This is a genomic window from Imperialibacter sp., from assembly GCF_040222815.1.
GTDB lineage: Bacteria > Bacteroidota > Bacteroidia > Cytophagales > Cyclobacteriaceae > Imperialibacter.
Window position 1 is genome coordinate 332,048 of the sequence record NZ_JAVKCH010000048.1, and the last position, 21,212, is coordinate 353,259.

Sequence of the window (21,212 nt, forward strand, 5' to 3'; positions counted from 1 at the left end):
GTGATACGGAAACTTCTCAGAAATCTTTCGAATTTGCCCGGCTGGCGTACACGCAGGAAGATCGTGATAGTGGAGTCCGACGATTGGGGAAGTGTGAGGATGCCTTCCCTCAATATTCTTGCAAAGCTCAAATCTAGCGGGCTTGACATGGAATCAGGGGATTCTGCCAGGTACAATCAGAATGACACGCTAGCTTCGGTAGCGGATTTATCAGCACTTTTTGACGTTCTTTTAAGTGTTAAAGATAGCAATGGAAGGCCGTTGGTATTCACGCCGGTGAGCCTCACGGCCAATCCTGATTTTGGAAAAATCCGGGAGTCTGGTTTCAGCCAGTATTTTTTTGAGACGCTACCGGCTACGTTCAACCGTTTTGGATTAAGTAATGCATTGGAGCTATGGAAAGAGGGAATTGATAAGGGAATATTTATTCCTCAATTTCATGGAAGGGAACACCTGAATGTTGCCGCATGGATGAGGGCCTTGCAGGAAAACGACCGGGAGACGAGGCAGGCATTTGACTTGGGTGTCTGGGGATATACCAACAAAAATCGGTTTAACGTAATGTATCAGGCTGCATTTGACCTTGAGTTAGCAAGCGACCTGGAAAGCCAAAGTGAAATTTTATCAAGTGGGCTGGATTTGTTTCAGCAACAATGGGGATTCAAGGCAAGCTATTTTGTGCCCCCAAACGGCCCATTGAACAACTCGCTGGAGAACGTTATTGCCAGAAAAGGATTGTCATATATTTCCTCGCCTAAAATACAAATTGAGCCTTTGGGAGGTGGAGTCACGAAACGAAACTTCAGGTGGTTAGGAAAGAAAAACAAATGGGGACAGTCATACATCACACGCAACTGCTTTTTTGAACCGAGCATTCCCGGCACTGATTGGGTTGGATCCTGCCTGAGAGACATATCAATTGCATTTCGCTGGCAAAAACCCGCTGTAATAAGTACACATAGAGTGAACTTTATCGGCGGACTAAATGAATCAAATCGCAAAAATGGTGTGGAGGCGTTTCACAGACTTGCAAGGCAAATAATTTCGATGTGGCCTGAAGTTGAATTTATGACGTCCACGGAGTTGGGTCGGCTAATGGATAGCGACAGGGCAACCGAATAATTTGAAGGGAATGGCAAGCTATCTGACAACTGTACTGAAAAGATGGAAATCGAGAATGAACGCTGCCCGGGTAAACGCCCCCGGCGTTCGTTTGAAAGCCAGGATCATCGTGATCGAGTCAGACGATTGGGGAGCCATCCGGACGCCATCGGTGGAGGTATTGAGAAAGTTTGAGGCTGCCGGAATGGACATATCATCAAGTATCTACAGGAGCGATGCCCTGGCCAGCGAGCAGGACCTGGATCTCTTTTTTAATGCGCTGCAGGCTGTGAGAAACAGCCAGGGAGAAGCCGTGAAGGTAACTGCCAATACCATCATGGCCAATCCTGATTTTGATAGAATAAGGCAGGACAATTTCGAGCAATATCACTTCGAGCCCTTCACCACGACACTTGAGAAATACCCTCAGCACGGTAAGTCTTTTGCCAAATGGCAACAAGCGATGACATCTGACATTTTTCGGCCGCAATTTCATGGCCGGGAACATCTCAACATCAACCGGTGGATGAAGAGACTACAATCGGGTGACGACAAGGTGCGCTTTTGCTTCGACCAGCGTACCACATTTTCGGGGGAGGGGGACTATAGCTTCATGGAAGCTTTCGATTGGGATCACCGGGATGACATTGCTACACATCGGGAAATCATCTCCGACGGGCTTGACATGTTTGAGAAAATATTTGGCTTTCGTTCAAAGTCCTTCATTGCTCCCTGCTACAATTGGGATCCTGCGCTTGACACTGAATTTTCAAAATTGGGTATAGAAGTGTTGCAGGGTACCAGAAGACAGCTCGTGCCTACGGGGCAATTTGATCAGTATACCGACAAGGTTCATTTTTTTGGTGAGCGCCAAAGTGGGTGCCCTCGCTATAACGTACGCAACTGTTTTTTTGAACCCACCATGAATCCTGCCAAAGACTGGGTGGATAGCTGCCTGGCGGAAATCAGTGCCGCCTTTACTTTTCAAAAGCCTGCCGTCATCTGCTCCCACAGGGTCAACTATATTGGGTTTATTGACGAAAGAAACCGTGATAGGGGATTGAAGGAACTCACCAGGCTATTGAAGGCGGTGGTGAAAAAATGGCCGGAAGTAAAATTTATGTTTACCGATCAGCTGGCTGATCAAATGGCAAAAAACAATGGTTAAAATAGGGTTCACTGGTGATTTTTGCCCGCAGGAAAGAATAGAAAAAGCGTATTACCAGGGTGACTGGCAGCCATATTTTGAAGAGGTTCGTGCCAAACTGAGCAAAAACGACCTGACCATAGCAGACCTGGAATGCCCCCTGACGACATCATCCAAGCCGATAGTAAAAACCGGGCCGCACCTGAAATGTCATCCGGATACTGCTGATATTCTTACTTTTCTTGGTATCAAGCTGGTGGCTACAGCCAACAACCACTTTCTTGACTACGGGGTAGAAGGAATGACTGATACATTCGGGACATTGAAGGCACGGGATATTCAATGGCTTGGTGCTGGCCGTATTTTGAAGGAAGCATCCACCCCGCATTTTGTGGAAATAAAGGGGCTCACCTTCGGCATTATCAACTTTGCCGAGAATGAATGGTCTACCACGCATGGAGCCGGAGCCGGGGTGAACCCCCTCGACGAGATTGCTATTTATAATCAAATTCAGCACGCAAAGGGTAAATCAGACTTTGTTATTGTGATCTCTCATGGGGGCCACGAGCATTATCCGTTGCCAAGCCCCAGAATGAAAAAGCTTTTCAGGTTTTTGGTAGACGCTGGAGCCAGTGCTGTGATCAACCATCACACACACATTATTTCAGGCTTTGAGGTATACAAAGAAGCACCCATTTTTTACAGCCTTGGCAATTTTTGTTTCGATTGGCCTGGTAAAGCCGACTCCCCATGGAATTTGGGTATGGTTCCGCAATTGCTTTTTGAAAAAGGGAAGCCAGTCGGCTATGAAACGGCCTACGTGGAGCAAAACTCGACTGTGCCGGGAGTGTACCCGCTGGCCGGAGACCAATTGAGGGAACTGAAAGTCAACGTAGAAAAATTGAACGCCTTTATTCAGGACGATGAATATTTGCAGAAAGCATTTGTGCAGCATGCCGACACACTGGCCAATCTCATGCTCACGTGGCTTGAGCCCTATGAGGGCCGTATTCTGCCTGGTTTGAGGTTCAAGGGCTGGATACCCTCGCTCAACTCGCCCAGAAAAAAAAGGCTGATGACCAATTTGATCAGGTGTGAATCGCACAGGGAAGTATTATTGAATGCATTGAATAAAAAATAGCCGATTAGCCGGCGACTTTTACAGGAAACAGACAGGCATGTGTGGTATAGCAGGGTATTTTTATAGATCGGGGAAGCACATTGGCGATACCTCTACAGTATTGGCCATGCTTCAAAAGCAGAAGCACAGAGGACCTGACGACAGCGGGGTTCGCACTTTTTCCATCCGATCCCAGACTTCCCGGGAGTTTTCTAATGAAAAAACGGAGCAGGTAGAGACAGGCTATGAAGGCATCCTGGGATTCAACAGGCTTAGTATCCTTGACCTTTCGGCCAATGGGCATCAGCCCATGTGCAGTGCCGACGGCCAGGTCATTTTGGCATTCAACGGCGAAATTTACAATGCCTTTGACTACAAAGGCGGCTTGCAAAAGGACGGCTTCACATTTAAAAGCACGTCGGATACTGAGGTGATTCTTAATTTGTACCTGCGGGACGGCTTCGACGAGATGGTCAAAAAACTCAATGGCATGTTCGCTATCGTGTTGATCGACCTTCGTAAGCGGGAGCTATTTATTGCCAGGGACAGATTTGGTATCAAGCCCATGTATATTTTTGAGGCGGGCAATCTTGTTGCTTTTTCTTCTGAAATTAAGAGCTTCCTGGCACTACCCGAATTCAAACCGAGTCTGGACAGCACACTGGTTGATGAATATTTATTGTTCAGAAACACGATTAACAGGACGTTGTACGAGGGTGTGCAGGGGCTTGATCCGGGAACCTACCGGGTATATTCACCCACCGAAAGTTATGTCAAAAAGTTCTTCTCCATCAACGAATACCATAGGAGCCCTTCCACCGACTCTGCTCTAGTGATGGAAGACTTGCGATCTTCCTTGTTGGGCAGCGTGCAACGACAACTGTTAAGTGACGTTAAACTGGGCTGCCAGTTGTCAGGCGGAATCGATTCATCACTGGTTACCTATTTTACCAGAGAGATCAAGCAAGACGACCTTCTGGAAACTATTTCCATCACTTTCGACAATGTCCATTTCAATGAGGAACCGTATGTCGATCAGGTAGTGAACCTTCTGGGGCTGAAGGCTCACAAATTTAAGCTGGATCCATCGTACTACCTGCAGCATTTTGAGCATGCTACCCGGCATTTCGAAGCACCACTCAACCACCCAAACACGATCGGTATTTACTTGCTTTCGCAGGAGGCAAAGAAGTATGTAACGGTGCTGCTCAGCGGTGAGGGAGCTGATGAGATTTTCGGAGGGTATGATCGATTTGCGGCCGTCACTCATCCCTATCACCCTGAAACCTTATTTCGAAGCCTTCGGAAAAACAAAGGAAGTTTATGGAAACATCTTTTGGCATACTCGGGAGGCGACTACAGGGCCATCATGGGATCCTCTTTCATGGCTTTAGAACAGGCTGCTGTATTAAAGCCAGGGTTTGACCTTGAGTCAGCGCTCGCTGCCAGAAGAACAACCTATGCTGCATTAAGCGGCTCTGCTTTCGATAAGCAAGTCAAATATGAAATATTGACTTATTTGCCTGATTTGCTGATGAGGCAGGACAAAATGTCGATGGCGCACAGCATCGAGAACCGGGTACCCTTCCTGGACAATGACCTGGTGGCGGATAGCTTTCAGGTACCCCAGGATCAATTGGTGCGAAAGACAGCAAAAGGAGAACAGACCAAGTTTGCTTTGAAAGAGCTGTCGGGTAAAGTGTTCGGCGAAGACTTTTCTTATCGGCCCAAGGGCGGATTTGGAATTCCGTTGAAAGATTTTTTCTCAGACCCACACTTCAAGGAGTATCTCAATGATAAAATTATGCCGTCCATTAAGCAAAGAGGCATTTTTAATGCTAAGGTAATTAACCATTGGGTATCTGCCCCAGAGGGTATCTCTCCGCAGGAGGTGGAGGCACTATGGGTAATGGTAGCCTTCGAAGCCTGGGCACTGGAATACAACATGTAATGAAGCTAGCCATACATCAAACCAACGATTCGTTCAGCCAACGCTGGATGGCCTACTGCCAGGCAAAAGGTATCGAACACAAAACAGTCGACTGTTATGCCAGCGATATTGTGGAGCAGGTAAGCGACTGTGAAGCACTGCTATGGCACCACCAGCAGGGCAGTCCGAGAGATATTCTTTTTGCGAAGCAACTTCTGTTTGCCCTTGAGCAAAGCGGAAAAACTGTATTTCCTGACTTCAATACCAATTGGCATTTCGACGATAAAGTAGGGCAGAAATACCTGCTGGAAGCGCTCGGGATTCCGGAATTTGCCCCTACCTGGGTGTTCTATGAGAAAGCAAAAGCGCTTGAATGGGCGGGCAGCACCACGTTTCCGAAGGTATTTAAGCTCAGGGGAGGAGCCGGATCGCAGAATGTAAGCCTGGTCAAAAATCATGCGGAATGCAGAAAACTCATTCATACGGCATTTGGCAAGGGGTTCAGTCCCTATGATGCATGGGGAAGTTTAAAGGAGCGGTTCCGCAAGTATCGGATGGGCAAGGTCAGCCTGTTTGAGGTCGTAAAAGGCTTTGCACGACTTTTTGTGTCGCCACCTTACGCCAGGGTAATGGGTAGAGAACGGGGCTATATTTATTTTCAGGAATTTTTTCCGGCCAATGATTTTGACATACGCATCATTGTGATCGATCAGAAAGCATTTGCCCTGAAGCGGTTTGTGAGGAAGGATGACTTCAGGGCATCGGGCAGTGGCTTGTTCAAATATGAAAGAGAGGAGTTTGACGAACGCTGCATCAGGCTGGCATTTGCCTATACCGACAAATTGAAAGCACAATGTGTGGCGTACGATTTTGTTTTTAATCAAAAAAATGACCCGGTGCTGATAGAAATTAACTATGGCTTTGCACCGTCTGGGTACGACGCCTGTCCCGGCTATTGGAACCGTGAATTAAAATGGCATCAGGGTGCCTTCAACCCCTACGGATGGATGGTGGAGTTAGTAATAAAAGGGAAAAGAAATTGATGTGGCCTTAGCCACGTTTTATGCTATTTAACTCTATAGAATTTCTTCTGTTCCTTCCAGTCGTTTTTGCGCTATACTGGTTTGTGTTTGGCAAAAGCCTTAGGCTTCAGAACATGCTGTTGCTGTTGGCCAGCTATGTTTTTTACGGCTGGTGGGACTGGAGATTCCTTTCGTTGATTTTTTTAAGTACCGTCGTCGACTTCATCACAGGGCTGAGGATTGACGCTGCGCAACAACGGCAAACAAGGAAGATTTGGCTCACTGTCAGCATGGTATCCAACCTGGGGCTGCTGGGCTTTTTTAAGTACTACAACTTTTTTGTCGGTTCGTGGATTGAACTATTTAGCCAGATGGGCATCTACATGGACCCCTGGACAATGAATATTGTGCTGCCGGTGGGTATTTCCTTTTACACCTTTCAAACCATGTCCTACTCATTGGACATTTATTACGAACGACTAAAGCCAACAACGAATTTTGTCAACTTTGCCGCCTTTGTATCGTTCTTCCCGCAGCTGGTGGCTGGCCCCATTGAGAGAGCGTCCAGTCTTTTGCCCCAAATTGCGAACCCAAGGAAATGGGACTATCGAACTGGTGTAGAGGGATTGAGACAGATTCTTTTCGGGCTGTTTAAGAAAGTGGTGATTGCCGATTCATTGTCAGGCCCTGTAAATGAAATATTCGCTAACTACCCTGGTTTTGCCGGGGGAACGCTTGTTTTGGGAGCGCTGTTCTTTGCACTTCAGATTTACTGCGACTTTAGCGGTTATTCTGATATAGCGATTGGCGTAGCAAAGCTGTTTGGCATAAAGCTCATGGTGAACTTCAACTTTCCCTATTTTTCGTCCTCGATAGCTGAATTTTGGAGGAAGTGGCATATTTCACTTTCAACCTGGTTCAGAGACTATGTTTATTACCCGTTGGGAGGGTCAAGGGTGGCGACAAAAACGGCCGTAAGAAATGTTTTTGTTGTGTTTCTGGTCAGTGGACTTTGGCATGGTGCCAACTGGACTTTTGTGGTATGGGGGGCTTTACATGCCCTCTACTTCATCCCATCCTTCTACTTAAAGCAAAAGAAGGTAGAAGTGATAAGGAGCAAAAGCTCATTTTTCTTGGTGGCCATAAAAACTGCATGGACTTTCCTCATCGTTTGCTTTGCCTGGATTTTTTTCAGATCGGAGAGTTTGGCGAAAGCATTTGATTACGTAAGGCATCTGTCCCTCCATTTTACGCCCGACTACATCCCCTCATTCAAGTACGTCGCCTTCTTTTTGATGATTGAATTGCTTGTTTTCTTTTTTAAGAGGATAGATTATGATATGGCAGGTTACAGAGCGTTAAGATACTTTTCGTACGCTGTTTTGGCCTTTTCCATTATTTCACATTCGACCAGATCGGGATCTGACTTCATCTATTTTCAATTTTAGATAATTTGCGCAGTCTCCTAAAGGAAACTTTAAAGTTTGGGGCGTTTTTTTCCCTTTTTGCTACAGTTCTGTTGCTCGTTGATTTCTATAGATACGACAGAATGAGCAATACCTATCTGGTGCAAGCTTTAGAGAGTGGAGAAGTAAAAGAGAACATTTTCATTGGCAGCTCTAAGCTGAAATGGAGCATCATCGACTCCCTGTTAAGCGAGGAATCAACCATATTGGCTGAAGGGGGGCAATTTGCTTTTGCATCTGTCGCCGTCCTCATGAAGCTCAAGGAGCATCATTTGCTGGATGGACGGACTATATATTTAGATCTACAGGAGGCGAACGAGATCAGTAGTGGATATGGGCAATGGTGGTATTTTTCGGAATCGTTTATCAGATACCGCTACGCAAATTTTTCCGACTATCCGGCTGAGCATTGGCCGGCTATTTTCGCAAGGGTCGTCCGTGATATTACCCATTTTGGGCCAAATGCTGGTCAGAAATTCCGATGGAGGCCATTGGAAAAGTCTATCAGCCATTTGAGTGTAAAGGCTGATAGAGATTCATTGGTAGCCTTTAAAAACGAGTTCGACAATTGCCTTGTTCCACTGCCTGTTGGCTATCGAAATTCGTTACTAAGAATCAATACCCTATTTCGCACCGTTGAAGCCCAGGCTAATTGCAGAATTTTTGTTCTAATTCCTCCATACCCCAAAAGCGGTTGCTTAAGCGACTACGTGAAAATATTCGGCCGGGGAAACATCATCGACTTGACCCAGATTTCTCTTGAGTACGGCGATTTCCATGATAATTCACATGTAAACGGTAGAGGAGCAGTGAAGCTGACCGAATATTTAAATTCCGTTATGGGCGAGGTTTCAGAATAGTTTGGTCTCAATAAGGATAGTCACATTAATCGACTATTATCTTGAATATTGGATTGTCAAGTATTGTTTAACTGTGCTGCGAGCCTCTATAGAATGTTGATCAGAATGCATCGTCAGAAAGTCAAAATAAAGGCCTTGATAGGGCAGTAAAGGTGATATGCTATTTAATTCAGTAGAGTTTCTTCTGTTCCTGCCCGCCGTTTTTGCGCTATACTGGTTTGTATTTGGCAAAAGCCTTCGGCTTCAGAATGTGCTGTTACTGGTGGCCAGCTATGTTTTTTACGGCTGGTGGGACTGGAGATTCCTGTCGTTGATTTTTTTAAGTACTGTCGTCGACTTCATCACAGGGCTGAGGATTGACGCTGCGCAACAACGGCAAACAAGGAAGATTTGGCTCACTTTCAGCATGGTATTCAACCTGGGGCTGCTGGGGTTTTTTAAGTACTACAACTTTTTTGTGGGTTCGTGGATTGAACTATTTAGCCAGATGGGCATCTACATGGATCCCTGGACGATCAGTATTGTGCTGCCAGTTGGTATTTCGTTTTACACCTTTCAAACCATGTCCTACTCATTGGACATTTACTACGGACGACTTCAGCCAACAAGAAATTTTGTCAACTTTGCCGCCTTTGTTTCGTTCTTTCCTCAGCTGGTGGCTGGGCCCATCGAGAGGGCGTCGAATCTCCTTCCACAAATTGAGAAACGAAGAACCTTTAGTTCAGCAAAGGCTATTGAGGGGATTGAGCAAATACTATGGGGCTTCTTTAAGAAAGTGGTGATTGCTGATGCGCTGGCAGGAATGGTAAGTGAAGTGTACGGATCGCATGAGGAGTACAACTCGCTTTCGCTAATTTTCGCCGCCATAGCTTTTTCATTCCAAATATATGGAGACTTCAGTGGTTATTCAGACATCGCTATCGGAACGGCCAGGCTGTTTGGTATCGACCTGATGAGCAATTTTAATTTTCCTTACTTGTCAAGGAATATAGGAGAGTTTTGGCGAAGGTGGCACATTTCATTATCGACGTGGTTCCGGGACTATGTTTACTATCCGTTGGGGGGATCGAGAGTAAGAAGTTCGGTGGCCATCAGAAATGTTTTCATTGTGTTTTTGACCAGTGGACTCTGGCACGGGGCGAACTGGACATTTCTGGCATGGGGAGGAATCCACGCATTATTGTTTATTCCCTCGTTTGTGGTTAAGTCAAATGCAAAGTACAAAGCCGATATTGTCTCCGGAACGAAGCTTTTGCCTGGGCTTGTCGATACGCTAAAAGTGGCTTTGACATTTTCGGTAGTGACTTTAGCCTGGGTGTTTTTTAGATCAGAATCGGTTGGTAGTGCGGTGGGCTACATCAAAGGTGTCTTTTCACCGACAGGTGGGCGCCTGTTGGCAATTCCGAACAATGAGATCATCACACTAGTCTTTTCATTTTCAGCTTTCTTCTTCTTTAGCTGGATTTACCTCTATAGAAAAAATGAGATGATCAAGTATGGGGAAAAGGCTGCTTTTCTATCTTCCCTTGCACTTTTGATATTGATTTGCCTGTTTGGCGAGTTTTCGAAACAGAGCTTTATCTACTTCCAATTCTGATGAGAAAATTTGGAGTCTTTGTAGCCTTCCTTCTGATCGCCTTTTTGGCTGTAAATGCGCTGTACTTGTTTGCCCTTAGCAAGGTAGATGCTGAATTTCGGAAGACGGACGAGTCAGTTAATTTTACTGACGAATCATTTGAAATCCTTGTACTGGGTAATAGCACAGCACTCGATGGAGTAAATACCCAAATGCTATCCGACTCAGTAGGAACTGCTTATAATTTCTCCCTTGCGGGGTCGTCTATCGAGTCCAATTACATCCAGTTGGAGCACTACCTAGCCCGCAATAATCGACCGGAGTTTGTGCTGTTTTTTTTAAGCAGTTGTCATATTAACTACAACAGAGAGTATGTAGTTAATCCTATAATTGAGAATTATTATGGGTTGTGGCGCTTCGAATTGGAGGAGCTTCCCCTATTCAAATTTCGATGGCTTTTTATTGAGAACTTTAAGAAGATATTGTCTTCTGAGCGCCGAAAGTCCTCAGTCGTAGCCGGACAGCTTATACTAGAGCGCTCTGTTGCTGACGGAACTGTGTTCGAAAATTCCTCCATCGCCAACTGCACAACAGACTATCAGAGCAAAGGTTACACTTTTTTAAAACATATCGCCCAACAATGTGCTGACCAGGGCATCAAATTTCTTGCATTTGAAATGCCTTGTTGGAGTAGGAAGCAGAATAATTGCGATGATGTATATGTTGGATTTGGCCCTGATGTTAAGTTTAAGGTTGTTAACCTAAATCGGCGTGACGTTGCAGGGCCATTGCTCAACTCCCGGGCAGATTGGCTGAGCGAGAATCATTTGAACTATGCGGGTTCTGTGAAGCTTTTTGAAGCGATCAAGGCGGCAATTTTGGAAGAGGAAGAATCAGGCAATTTTCAATGAATAATTTCCTTAAATGAGAAGAGTATGTTTTGTGACGCACTGCCTGCAGGCAGGAGGGATGGAGCGTGTAATGCTGGAAGTGGTAGCTTACTTTGCTGCAAGAGAAGAGATGGAAATCCATTTGGTGCTTTATGGTTTCAATAGAGAAGTTTTTTACCCAGTGCCTAAAAATGTGACGCTGCACCTACCTCCCTTTGTTTTTAAAAATAGCAGCCGTTTTTTTTCTACCGTCCGAACATTGTTTTTTCTAAGAAAGATACTGAAGGAGCTGAAGCCGACTTCGGCTCTGAGCTTTGGCGAATATTGGAACTCCTTTGTTTTGCTGGCAACCTTTGGAACTGGTTTGCAGGTGTTTGTGTCCGACAGAAGCCAGCCCGACAAGCCGTTGGGAAGGATGCAACACCAACTCAGAAGATGGCTCTACCCCACGGCAGCAGGCGTGATTGCACAAACTGAAACGGCTGCCGCCATCTATCGCAAAATATACAAACCGAAGCGGATGGAGGTAATTGGGAACCCAATAAGAAAGATTGCAACTACAGACAGGCCAAGGGAAAAAGAAATTCTCATGGTAGGAAGGCTCATCCAGACCAAGCACCAGGATCAGCTCATTACGATTTTTGCGCAATTGAATGCCCCGGAATGGCGGTTGGTCATTGTGGGGGAGGATCACCTGAAACAACATCACCTTGAAAGGTTGAAGCGGTTGGCGGTTAGTTTGGGGGTCGCTGACAGGGTAGAGTTTGCCGGTAAGCGCCTCGATGTGGAATTGTATTATAATAGGGCGTCTTTATTTGCGTTCACTTCTTCCTCAGAGGGTTTTCCAAATGTAATTGGCGAGGCCCTGGCTGCTGGCTTGCCTGTGGTGAGCTATGATTGTGTGGCTGGGCCAGCTGAAATGATAACAGATGGACAAAACGGTTTCTTGATCCCGCTTTTTGATCAAAAGTTATTTGAGAGGCGCCTTCAGCAACTGATAGACAACCCTGGTTTGCAAAAGGATATGAGTGACAGAGCTATTAAAAGTGTCGACAAATTTGATCCTTTGGTAATTGGAAGAAGATTTTATGATTTTATTGTTCCCCGGGAGTGAAAAATAGCGTAACCATAAAAAAAGTGATAATAATAGGCGTGCGGGGATTTATTGGCTCGCACTTAAAGACCTATTTGGAGAATAAAGGGTACAATGTCTACGGCGCAGATGTAATAGTGGACTACGTCGCTAAAAACTACTTTCTCATTGATACTACGAACGATGGTTTTGAGAGTGTGTTCAAAGAACAGGTGTTCGATTTGTGTGTTAATTGTTCCGGCGCAGCAAGTGTGCCCGACTCCATTAGAAACCCCCGCCGAGACTATCATTTGAATACCAGTAATGTCTTTGGTTTATTGAATGCGATAAGAGACAAACAACCCGATTGTCGTTTCATCAATTTGTCGAGTGCTGCGGTCTACGGCAACCCAACAAGCCTGCCCGTGGCTGAAGAGGCGATCCCGAAACCATTGTCCCCTTATGGGTATCACAAGTACATGAGTGAAACGATATGCAGAGAGTTCTATGAACAATTCGGTTTGGCCACTTGTAGCTTGCGAGTTTTTTCAGCGTATGGAGAGGGGCTCACAAAACAAATTTTCTGGGACCTCTATCAAAAGTCAAAGGCCAAACTAAAAGTAGAACTATTTGGCTCAGGTAACGAAACCAGGGACTTCATTTATGTACTTGATTTGGTGAGACTTATTGAGTTGATAGCCATACACGGTAAGTTTCATGGGGAGGCGGTCAATGCGGCTAGCGGCATAGAAACTTCAATCAGGTCTGCAGCCGAGACATTCTTTTCCTATTACCCTCATCCGCCTCAAATTAAATTTACGCAGACTGAACGACAGGGCGACCCATCACGCTGGGTGGCGGACATTTCAAAAATAAAAGAGAACTATAACTACAGTCCCGAATTTACATTAGAGGAAGGCCTCCGGCGCTACTACCAATGGGTGCAACAGAAAGAAAAACAATAGGAATCATCTACAATTTCAGGAGTACCTGGATGGGTGGGCTGATCTATATCCTGAATGCAATCAAAATATTGAATTGGCTGGATGATGAGGAAAAGCCCAGAATTATTCTCTTTTACAGAAAGGACCTAAAAAGGTTTGTCGATGAAATTGAGTATCCTTATCTGGAAGCTGTGGAATGGGAGTTTCCTTCCTTCTACAAAGGCTATATTAACTCTTGGTTGACACTAAAAAACCAGTTCGTCGAGCCTATTATAAGAAAATATTCCGTTGATGCGATATTCCCCCTGAGAGACTATCCTGTGCGAAGCAGAGGCAAGGTGAAGCTTGTGAGCTGGTATGCAGACTTGCAGCACAAACACTATCCCCATTTTTTTAACAAGAAATATTTATGGGAAAGCGAACTGAGAACCAGATTAATTCTTTGGAATAACAAAGACCTGGTGGTCTCAAGCGAGGCCGTCCGAGACGATTTTAACCGGTTTTACCGTGCTTCAAAAGCCAGTAACCTTCATGTATTCCATTTTGCTTCAGTGATCGATAGTTTTAGTTTTCCCGGTCGGGACATTGTTACCGACAAGTTCAAGTTGCCAGCTGGCTATTTTTTAGTCTCCAACCAATTTCACAAGCACAAAAACCATAAAATTGTGTTAGAGGCACTCATCAGGCTAAAAAGCCAAGGTTGCAAACCAGTTGTGGTCATGACGGGAAAAATCCCTGACGATACCAGCATGCCGCACATTGCCGAATTGAAATCTCTGATCGCTGACCACGAGTTGCAAGGACAAGTATTTCTTCTGGGGCTGCTTGCGAGAGAAGAGCAGCTTTGTCTTATGAAGTACGCACAGGCTGTCATCCAGCCTAGTCTTTTTGAAGGATGGAGCACGGTGATTGAAGATGCGATATCCCTGCAAACTCCCGTTATTGCCTCAGATATCGATGTGAACGTGGAACAACTTGGCAGTTGGGGCGTATATTTTGATCCACATAGCCCAAATCAGCTGGCGTCAGCTATCAAAGAGTTTCCTGAGAGAACCGATTTCGACAAGATGATCTTTGAGCGTTACGATGAAAGAGTTAGAAAGGCAGCAAGAAGCTTTATTTCTATTTTTAGTTAAGCAAAGGTTGATTACTTTTTTACAAATGCTCGTTCATTTTTCAAATTCGTGGAATTTTTCCACCTGGGTTCAATGCAATAGACCTTATTATATGCCGATCCAAAAATGAAGAGCCAGATAGTCTTCGTCAATCAAAGCTCAGGGTATCTCATGATCGACATTGTCAACGCATTTGACGGGATTTATGACGAACGAACAATTATTTCAGGAATTGTGGTGGAGCGAAACACTGCGCTTCAGAAGGAAGTGAAACAAGAAAGAATAATTCCCTACGATCGCAGTACAAAATTTAGAAGGATTTTTACATGGGTTTGGGGCTTTATTCAGATCGTTTGGTTAATTCGGTGGAAATACCCGAAAGCTCATCTTTTTTTGGTCACCAACCCTCCGTTCTCCACCTTGCTTCCTTTCTTTTGCCGAAACTCTTTCAGTTTTTTGATTTTTGACGTCTATCCAGACGCTCTCATTGAGTATAAGGTGTTGAAGGAAGAGTCATTCATTGTTCGAAAATGGAGAAAATACCACGAAATTGTTTTCAAAAGAGCCACAAGGGTAATAACCATAAGTTCAGGAATGAGGCAGAATTTACTTCAATATTACCCTGGCGTGCCCATAGACACTGTTAATGTGTGGGCCGACGGACTTTTCTTTAAGCAAATACCAAAGGACAAAAACCCTTTCATTACTGACCAAAGCCTTGCCGACAAATTTGTTATCATGTATTCTGGGAATCTTGGCCGCACGCACGATGTAGATATCCTGGTCGATATTGCCGAGAAACTACAGGACACCGATGCCTTCGTGCTTATTATTGGTGGCGGTGAGAAACGTGACATGATCGATAAGAAAATTGAAAAATTGAAATTGAAAAATTGCAGATTATTGTCGCTATTGCCTGTCCAGATGTTACCTTACAGTATGTCGGCTGCTGACTTAGGGGTGGTGAGTTTGGGGCGAGAGGCATCTTTGCTAAGCGTGCCCAGCAAGACATTTAGTTTGTTGTCTGCCGGCCGCCCCCTATTATGTATTGCCGACCCGAGTTCTGAACTCGCTTGTTTGGTTAAAGAACATTTGGTCGGCGAATCTTTTTCGCCGTCTCAATTGGATCAAATGGTTTCATTTATTAGGAAATTGATGCAGGACAACGTGTTGAAAGACCAGCTTTCAAAGAATGCATTAGATGCCTCGAAAAAGTACACTCCAAATAATGCGTCAGAAATTGCCGCATGGTATTCAGCTTAGATTTTCGATCAAGCCCTGGATCACCCTGCAGAAACTGAAAAAAGGCTATCCACTGACGCTCACAATCAGTAAAAAGACCTCAGTTTAAAAGTCGCTATGTACGTTTTTTTGTTTAAGAGGCTAATAGATATTAGTGTGGCCGCTACCTTACTTGTGTTAGTATCGCCAGTGCTCGTCTCACTTTCGGTGATACTCGTAATTTCGAATAGAGGCAAGCCTTTCTTTTTTCAGAATAGGCCTGGAAAAAATGGTGTGCTTTTCCGAGTGATTAAGTTTAAGACCATGAACGACAAGCGTGATTCCATGGGTAATCTGCTTAAAGATAGTGAAAGAATAACCAGAGTGGGGAGGCTTGTGCGGTCGACGTCCTTAGATGAAATCCCTCAATTATTTAATGTTTTGAAAGGTGAGATGAGTCTTGTCGGGCCAAGGCCTCTTTTGATCCAATACTTGCCTCTTTATAATGACCAGCAGGCACGTCGCCATGAAGTTAGGCCTGGAATCACTGGATGGGCGCAAGTAAATGGAAGGAATTCTATTTCTTGGGAACAGCGATTCACATTTGATTTGTATTATGTAGATAATGTTTCCCTGAGCCTTGATATGAAAATTCTTTTTCTTACTATCAAAAAGGTCTTTATGAAGGAAGGAATCAACTCAGCAAAGGATGTTACAATGGAAGCATTTAAGGGAAATAGGGCAAATTAGAATAACAAATTGAAGAAGATAGCAATCTACGGTGCAGGCGGGTTCGGAAAAGAAATTGCATGTTTGATCAACCATATCAACAGTGAGTTTCTAACTTGGGATTTCATCGGGTTTTTTGATGACGGGCTTCCAAAAGGCTTCAAGAACAAATTTGGGACAGTATTGGGAGGAATTCAAGACTTAAATAGTTACTCAGAAGAACTGGGAATTGTCATTTCAGTGGCGAGCCCTGCGGTAATAGAAGATTTGTCCGGGAAAATTGACAATCAGCTTGTGTATTTTCCAAACCTAATTGCACCTAATGTTCTATTTCTTGACAAAGCGTCCATGAAGATTGGGAAGGGCAATGTTGTCTTCTTCAGTTGCCGAATAAGCTGCGATGTCACAATTGGCAACTTTAATTTGCTAAACAGTATGGTTTCGTTGGGTCACGACGTAGTGACGGGAGACTACAACGTTATTGGCCCCTCTTCCCGCATTTCAGGCGAAACTACCATTGGCAATGCTAACTTTTTCGGCGTTCAATCTACCGTTCTTCAGGGATTGAAAATAGGAAACAGAACTAGAGTTGGTGCCGGAAGCGTTATCATGCGGAACACAAAGAATGATGCATTGTATTTAGGGAACCCGGCGAAACGGATTGTATTTTAGTAAATAACATTAAGTATCGAATATGGCTTTTCAATATATTCCTAACATTGCCGTCAAAGGAATGGCTGCTTGCGTTCCAAAAAAAATCGAAGATAACCGAGAGCTCTCTTTGTTTGAGACAGAAGATGATAGGAACAAGTTTATTCAGGCGACAGGCATATTGAAACGGCATACAGTTAAAGGAAGCGATTTATGTGCTTCAGACCTTTGTTTTCAAGCGGCAGAGACTCTCCTGGCTGAAATTGGGTGGGAAAGAAGTGAGATAGGTTATCTGATATTTGTATCACAAACCCCGGACTACATTTTCCCAGCTACTGCATGTATTCTTCAAAATAGGCTGGGGCTTAGCCAGGAATGTTACGCAATGGATATATCCCTTGGCTGCTCTGGTTGGGTATATGGATTAACTACGATTGCATCACTGCTTTCTTCAAGTGTCAACATGAAAAAGGGTTTACTGTTAGTTGGCGATACCACCACCATAACCAAATCTCCAAAAGACAAAAGCACATACCCACTTTTCGGCGATGCCGGCACTGCAACTGCCGTTCAGTATGAAGAGGGGAGCATCGGGCTGAAGATTCATGCAGCCACCGATGGAAGTAGTCACAAAGCTATAATGATTCCTGATGGTGGCTTCAGGAATTTTTTCTCCAGTGATTCTTTGGTTGAACACGAGATTGAGCCCGGTATTGTTAGAAATAGTCTTCAAAGCATTCTTGATGGGCCCGGCGTTTTTACGTTTGGAATAACTAAAGCGCCAAAAAGTATATCCAGCGTATTAGAGTATTTTGACATCAAGATTGACGCCATCGACTATCTCGTTTTGCATCAGGCTAATAAAATGATGAACGAAAAAATTAGAAAGAAGCTTAAAATTGAGCCGGAAAAGGTGCCATATTCACTTCCAGAGTATGGAAATACTTCATCGTCATCTATTCCTTTAACGATGGTTTCGCAACTATGCGACCCACTTAGATTCCGACACAACGTCATTGTTGCATGCGGATTTGGGGTAGGATTGTCATGGGCTTCTGTGATTTTGGAAACGAATAAAATTGTGTGTCCTCCGGTTATTGAAATATGAATTAAAACACATTTAAAAGAAGAAAAATGGAAGAAAAATTTATCAAAGCTTTCAAAGAGGCGTTAGAATTGGAAGATAGGACAATCGACCTCACAGATACTTTTCGAGACTATGAGGAATGGGATTCGTTAGGTCATCTATCACTTATAGCAATTCTTGATGAGGAATTTGGTGTTGTCATTGAACAGGCCGAGTTTAATAAACTAAACACAGTTGGAGAACTAATGGTAGAAGTTAAAAAGAGAATGGTTTAACATCCCAAGTATTGAATTGTGACAAGTTAATTATTGTAATAGTCTGACAATTATGCACCGTCGAATATTTTAAAAGATGCTTTTACTATGTCACTACTAAGTTTTAATGGGATAGGTATTTCAGGTTTGTCTGCCGCAGTGCCAACAAATACGATTGATAACCTGGCCTACCAAAATGCTCTCTTTGGCAAAGAGGTGGCACATGATATCGTCAGCAAGACTGGGATATTTGAGAGGCGTTTTGCCCCCCCCGGGATGTGTGCCTCTGACCTTTGCTACGCAGCAGCCGAAAAGCTACTGACAGATTTAGCTATTGACCGATCAGAAATAGATCTTGTCTTATTTATTTCTCAGACCCCTGACTATCGAATGCCCGCAACCTCGGTTCTTTTGCAAAACAGGTTAGGGCTTTCAAAGCAAACTGCTGCATTTGACGTCAACTTAGGATGTTCGGCATTTGTCTACGGTCTGTCAATAGCTTTTTCTTTTCTTCAGCAAGGTGGTTTTCGCAAGGTGTTGCTGTTGGATGGCGAAACCCGGTCAAGGGTGTATTCTGAAAACGACAGAAAAGTTGCGTATTTATTTGGAGACGGTGGTGTTGCGGCTGTTCTTGAACGAGATAAAAAATTTGGAGACAGCTATTTTTCTCTAAATTCAGATGGGAGTCGAGAGAATTTGATAAAAATAGACGCCGGAGGCTATCGCAAACCAAGCTCGGCCGACACAGTGGCTAGCCGCATGGTGGATGATTTCGGAAACGTAAGAAGCGAAGAGCATGGCTACATGAATGGTGCGGATGTATTCAATTTTGTAATTGATGAAATCCCGAAAGATCTTCGGAGATTGTCGGAATATGCTGAAACCGATTTACATTCGCTGGATTATTATATTTTTCACCAGGCTAATAGTTATATGAACAACTATCTGGTAAAAAAACTAAAAATTCCTGTGCACAAAGTTCCTACCTCTTTGGAGCGGTTCGGGAATACTTCATCTGTGTCTATTCCATTGACTATAGTTGACAAACTGAAATTGCAACTAAAAGAGTCAAATAATGTGCTTTTATGTGGATTCGGTGTCGGTATGTCCTGGGCCTCTGCTATTCTCGAAATGAGGGCTTGTCAAATAAGTGATCTGGTAGAACTATAGACATTTAACATCATAATTGGAGTAATCTTGTGTTCATACCTAGATTCAGTTCGCAATCTTGATGAGAGTGCTGTTTCTAATAGGTAACTTCAAGAGCTGCTCGCTTATTCTTCAATGCCAAAATATATTTGAACCCAGTCTACCATGGATTCTCCATTTCTTTTAACAAACGAACATGTAATTGTAACAGGCGCTTCATCAGGTATCGGGCGTCAATGTGCGATTGCATTCAGCAGGCTCGGTGCGAATCTCACGTTACTGGGCAAAAGTGAGGAGCGCTTGAATGACACGCTTTCGCAATTGGAGCGAAAAAAGGAGCATCAATTTTTTTGTTTGGATTTGCTAAAGAGTGAAGAAATGGAAAAAGTAGTCGAATTATCAGTTAAAAAACTAGGTAAAGTGCATGGCCTCGTTAACTCGGCCGGCATAGCAACTACTATACCGCTAAGATCAGTCACGAATGCTAAAATGGAAGATTTTTTTTCGGTTAATGTTTTTGGGGCTATAAATCTGACCAGAATTGTTACAAAGAGATATTTCATGTCACCAAACAAGGGCAGTATCATTTTTATAGCTTCCATCATTGGTGTGGTGGGTGACTCCGGAAAGTCGTTGTACGGAATGACAAAAGGTGCCCTGATATCGGGGGTAAGGTCACTTTCTATCGAATTGGCGGCCCGAAATATTAGAGTCAATGCTGTTTCGCCAGGGGTCGTCGTAACGCCAATGTTAAGCAATGCATCTTATAGCAAGGATCAAATGGCATTTGAAAAAATAAAGAATGCTCATCCACTCGGCTTGGGGGCTCCTGAAGATGTTGCTAATTCTTGTGCCTTCCTCCTGTCTGATGCAAGTCGATGGATAACTGGCTCTAATTTGATAATTGATGGAGGATATTCTGCGGTTTGATGGCAATGCATCCATTTCTGCTAACAAATAAGACCATTGTCGTAACGGGGGCCTCATCGGGCATTGGGCGAGCTTGTGCTTTTGAATGTGCAAAACAAGGGGCGCAGATTATTGCTTTAGGAAGAAATAAGCAAAAATTAGAATTGCTAATGGAAGAATTGAAAGAAATTAGCAAGCAAAACCCGGATAGTCGTCATAGTTATTGCATCCTTGATTTGTCGGGCGATTTGAAAGAATTCAGAGGCGTCATCGACCGATACATTGGGAACAAAAATCGCATCGATGGTTTTGTCCACGCAGCTGGCATTGAAAAAACAATTCCTCTTGTCTCTATGAAATCAGCAGATTTCAATGAATTGTATAAGTTGAATGTGGTTGGTGGATTGGAACTCGCAGGAATATTCTCAAAAAAGAAGTATGTTTCAAATCATGCAAGTTTTGTTTTTATTTCTTCCATAACATCTATGATTGGAAGGGCAGGTCTGGTAGGATATTCCGCATCAAAGGGAGCTCTTGTTTCTGCTGTAAAATCAATGGCGATCGAACTAGCCAATAAAAATATTAATGTTAACTGTATTTCTCCGGGAACAGTTTTGACGCCGATGATCTTGAAGTACCTTCAAAGTTTAGGCCCGGAAGAACAGGAAAAGCGAAAACAGAACTTTCCGCTAGGCTTGGGAAAACCCGAGGATGTGGCTTATTCGTGCGTTTTTCTTTTGTCGGACAGTGCAAGATGGATAACAGGGACAAACCTGGTAGTCGATGGGGGGTATACTGCCAAGTGACGAAAGACAGATGAAATAGCCATAAGGAGAGCCACACCCAACGAGAATGAATAACGTCGTAGAGCAATCGATTTTTATTTTCAAAGGAACTGGGGCTATTCCATGTGGCCGCTGAAAAACAAATTTTATACACATGAAAATTAGATCAATTGTTGCTGGCAGG

At 44.0% G+C, this 21,212-nt stretch carries 20 protein-coding genes; all 20 read left to right on the top strand.

The window, feature by feature from the left end; all coding sequences use genetic code 11:
* Window positions 1-1,122 (top strand): hypothetical protein, encoded by a 1,122-nt coding sequence (locus RIF36_RS24400; RefSeq protein ID WP_350125347.1) that lies wholly within the window; start codon window positions 1-3, stop codon window positions 1,120-1,122.
* A 10-nt stretch (window positions 1,123-1,132) separates the two neighbouring features.
* On the top strand, window positions 1,133-2,269 hold the full coding sequence (locus RIF36_RS24405; RefSeq protein WP_350125350.1) for a hypothetical protein: 1,137 nt from the start codon (window positions 1,133-1,135) through the stop codon (window positions 2,267-2,269).
* Entirely contained in the window at window positions 2,262-3,389 is a 1,128-nt protein-coding gene (locus tag RIF36_RS24410) for a CapA family protein (protein WP_350125353.1), read from the top strand. Before RIF36_RS24405 ends, RIF36_RS24410 begins: the two co-directional genes overlap by 8 nt.
* A gap of 37 nt (window positions 3,390-3,426) precedes the next feature.
* Window positions 3,427-5,319, top strand: a complete 1,893-nt coding sequence (gene asnB / locus RIF36_RS24415) for an asparagine synthase (glutamine-hydrolyzing) (protein ID WP_350125356.1) — start codon at window positions 3,427-3,429, stop codon at window positions 5,317-5,319.
* Window positions 5,319-6,341: an ATP-grasp domain-containing protein gene (locus RIF36_RS24420; protein ID WP_350125359.1), complete on the top strand. Its 1,023-nt coding sequence runs from the start codon at window positions 5,319-5,321 to the stop codon at window positions 6,339-6,341. The genes asnB and RIF36_RS24420 overlap by 1 nt, the downstream gene beginning before the upstream one ends.
* A 20-nt stretch (window positions 6,342-6,361) precedes the next feature.
* Window positions 6,362-7,768, top strand: a complete 1,407-nt coding sequence (locus RIF36_RS24425; protein ID WP_350125362.1) for an MBOAT family O-acyltransferase — start codon at window positions 6,362-6,364, stop codon at window positions 7,766-7,768.
* Window positions 7,769-7,869: 101 nt separating this feature from the next.
* The gene (locus tag RIF36_RS24430; RefSeq protein ID WP_350125365.1) at window positions 7,870-8,646 is read left to right on the top strand and encodes a hypothetical protein; all 777 of its coding nucleotides are present in this window, start codon (window positions 7,870-7,872) and stop codon (window positions 8,644-8,646) included.
* Between the two features lie 157 nt (window positions 8,647-8,803).
* Window positions 8,804-10,243, top strand: a complete 1,440-nt coding sequence (locus tag RIF36_RS24435) for an MBOAT family O-acyltransferase (RefSeq protein WP_350124290.1) — start codon at window positions 8,804-8,806, stop codon at window positions 10,241-10,243.
* Window positions 10,243-11,133 carry a hypothetical protein gene (locus RIF36_RS24440; RefSeq protein ID WP_350125368.1) on the top strand — a complete coding sequence of 297 codons (891 nt, stop codon included), beginning with the start codon at window positions 10,243-10,245 and terminating at the stop codon, window positions 11,131-11,133. The genes RIF36_RS24435 and RIF36_RS24440 overlap by 1 nt, the downstream gene beginning before the upstream one ends.
* Window positions 11,134-11,146: 13 nt before the next feature.
* On the top strand, window positions 11,147-12,226 hold the full coding sequence (locus RIF36_RS24445) for a glycosyltransferase (RefSeq protein ID WP_350125371.1): 1,080 nt from the start codon (window positions 11,147-11,149) through the stop codon (window positions 12,224-12,226).
* A gap of 23 nt (window positions 12,227-12,249) precedes the next feature.
* Window positions 12,250-13,149, top strand: a complete 900-nt coding sequence (locus RIF36_RS24450; protein ID WP_350125374.1) for an NAD-dependent epimerase/dehydratase family protein — start codon at window positions 12,250-12,252, stop codon at window positions 13,147-13,149.
* A complete protein-coding gene (locus tag RIF36_RS24455) occupies window positions 13,122-14,264 on the top strand; it encodes a glycosyltransferase family 4 protein (RefSeq protein ID WP_350125377.1) in 1,143 nt (380 codons plus the stop codon). The genes RIF36_RS24450 and RIF36_RS24455 overlap by 28 nt, the downstream gene beginning before the upstream one ends.
* A gap of 105 nt (window positions 14,265-14,369) precedes the next feature.
* Complete coding sequence (locus tag RIF36_RS24460; protein ID WP_350072303.1) at window positions 14,370-15,506, top strand: glycosyltransferase family 4 protein; 1,137 nt, start codon at window positions 14,370-14,372, stop codon at window positions 15,504-15,506.
* Between the two features lie 96 nt (window positions 15,507-15,602).
* Window positions 15,603-16,214: a sugar transferase gene (locus RIF36_RS24465; RefSeq protein ID WP_350072304.1), complete on the top strand. Its 612-nt coding sequence runs from the start codon at window positions 15,603-15,605 to the stop codon at window positions 16,212-16,214.
* Window positions 16,215-16,223: 9 nt separating this feature from the next.
* Window positions 16,224-16,865 (top strand): acetyltransferase, encoded by a 642-nt coding sequence (locus RIF36_RS24470; protein WP_350072305.1) that lies wholly within the window; start codon window positions 16,224-16,226, stop codon window positions 16,863-16,865.
* Between the two features lie 22 nt (window positions 16,866-16,887).
* Window positions 16,888-17,952, top strand: coding sequence for a ketoacyl-ACP synthase III (locus tag RIF36_RS24475; RefSeq protein WP_350125379.1), 1,065 nt, complete (start codon window positions 16,888-16,890; stop codon window positions 17,950-17,952).
* Between the two features lie 26 nt (window positions 17,953-17,978).
* Window positions 17,979-18,206, top strand: a complete 228-nt coding sequence (locus RIF36_RS24480) for an acyl carrier protein (RefSeq protein WP_339792897.1) — start codon at window positions 17,979-17,981, stop codon at window positions 18,204-18,206.
* Window positions 18,207-18,293: 87 nt separating this feature from the next.
* Window positions 18,294-19,355 carry a 3-oxoacyl-ACP synthase III family protein gene (locus RIF36_RS24485; protein WP_350072308.1) on the top strand — a complete coding sequence of 354 codons (1,062 nt, stop codon included), beginning with the start codon at window positions 18,294-18,296 and terminating at the stop codon, window positions 19,353-19,355.
* Window positions 19,356-19,499: 144 nt separating this feature from the next.
* Entirely contained in the window at window positions 19,500-20,264 is a 765-nt protein-coding gene (locus tag RIF36_RS24490) for an SDR family NAD(P)-dependent oxidoreductase (protein ID WP_350072309.1), read from the top strand.
* Window positions 20,264-21,049, top strand: coding sequence for an SDR family NAD(P)-dependent oxidoreductase (locus RIF36_RS24495; protein WP_350072310.1), 786 nt, complete (start codon window positions 20,264-20,266; stop codon window positions 21,047-21,049). The genes RIF36_RS24490 and RIF36_RS24495 overlap by 1 nt, the downstream gene beginning before the upstream one ends.
* Window positions 21,050-21,212: the final 163 nt, after the last annotated feature.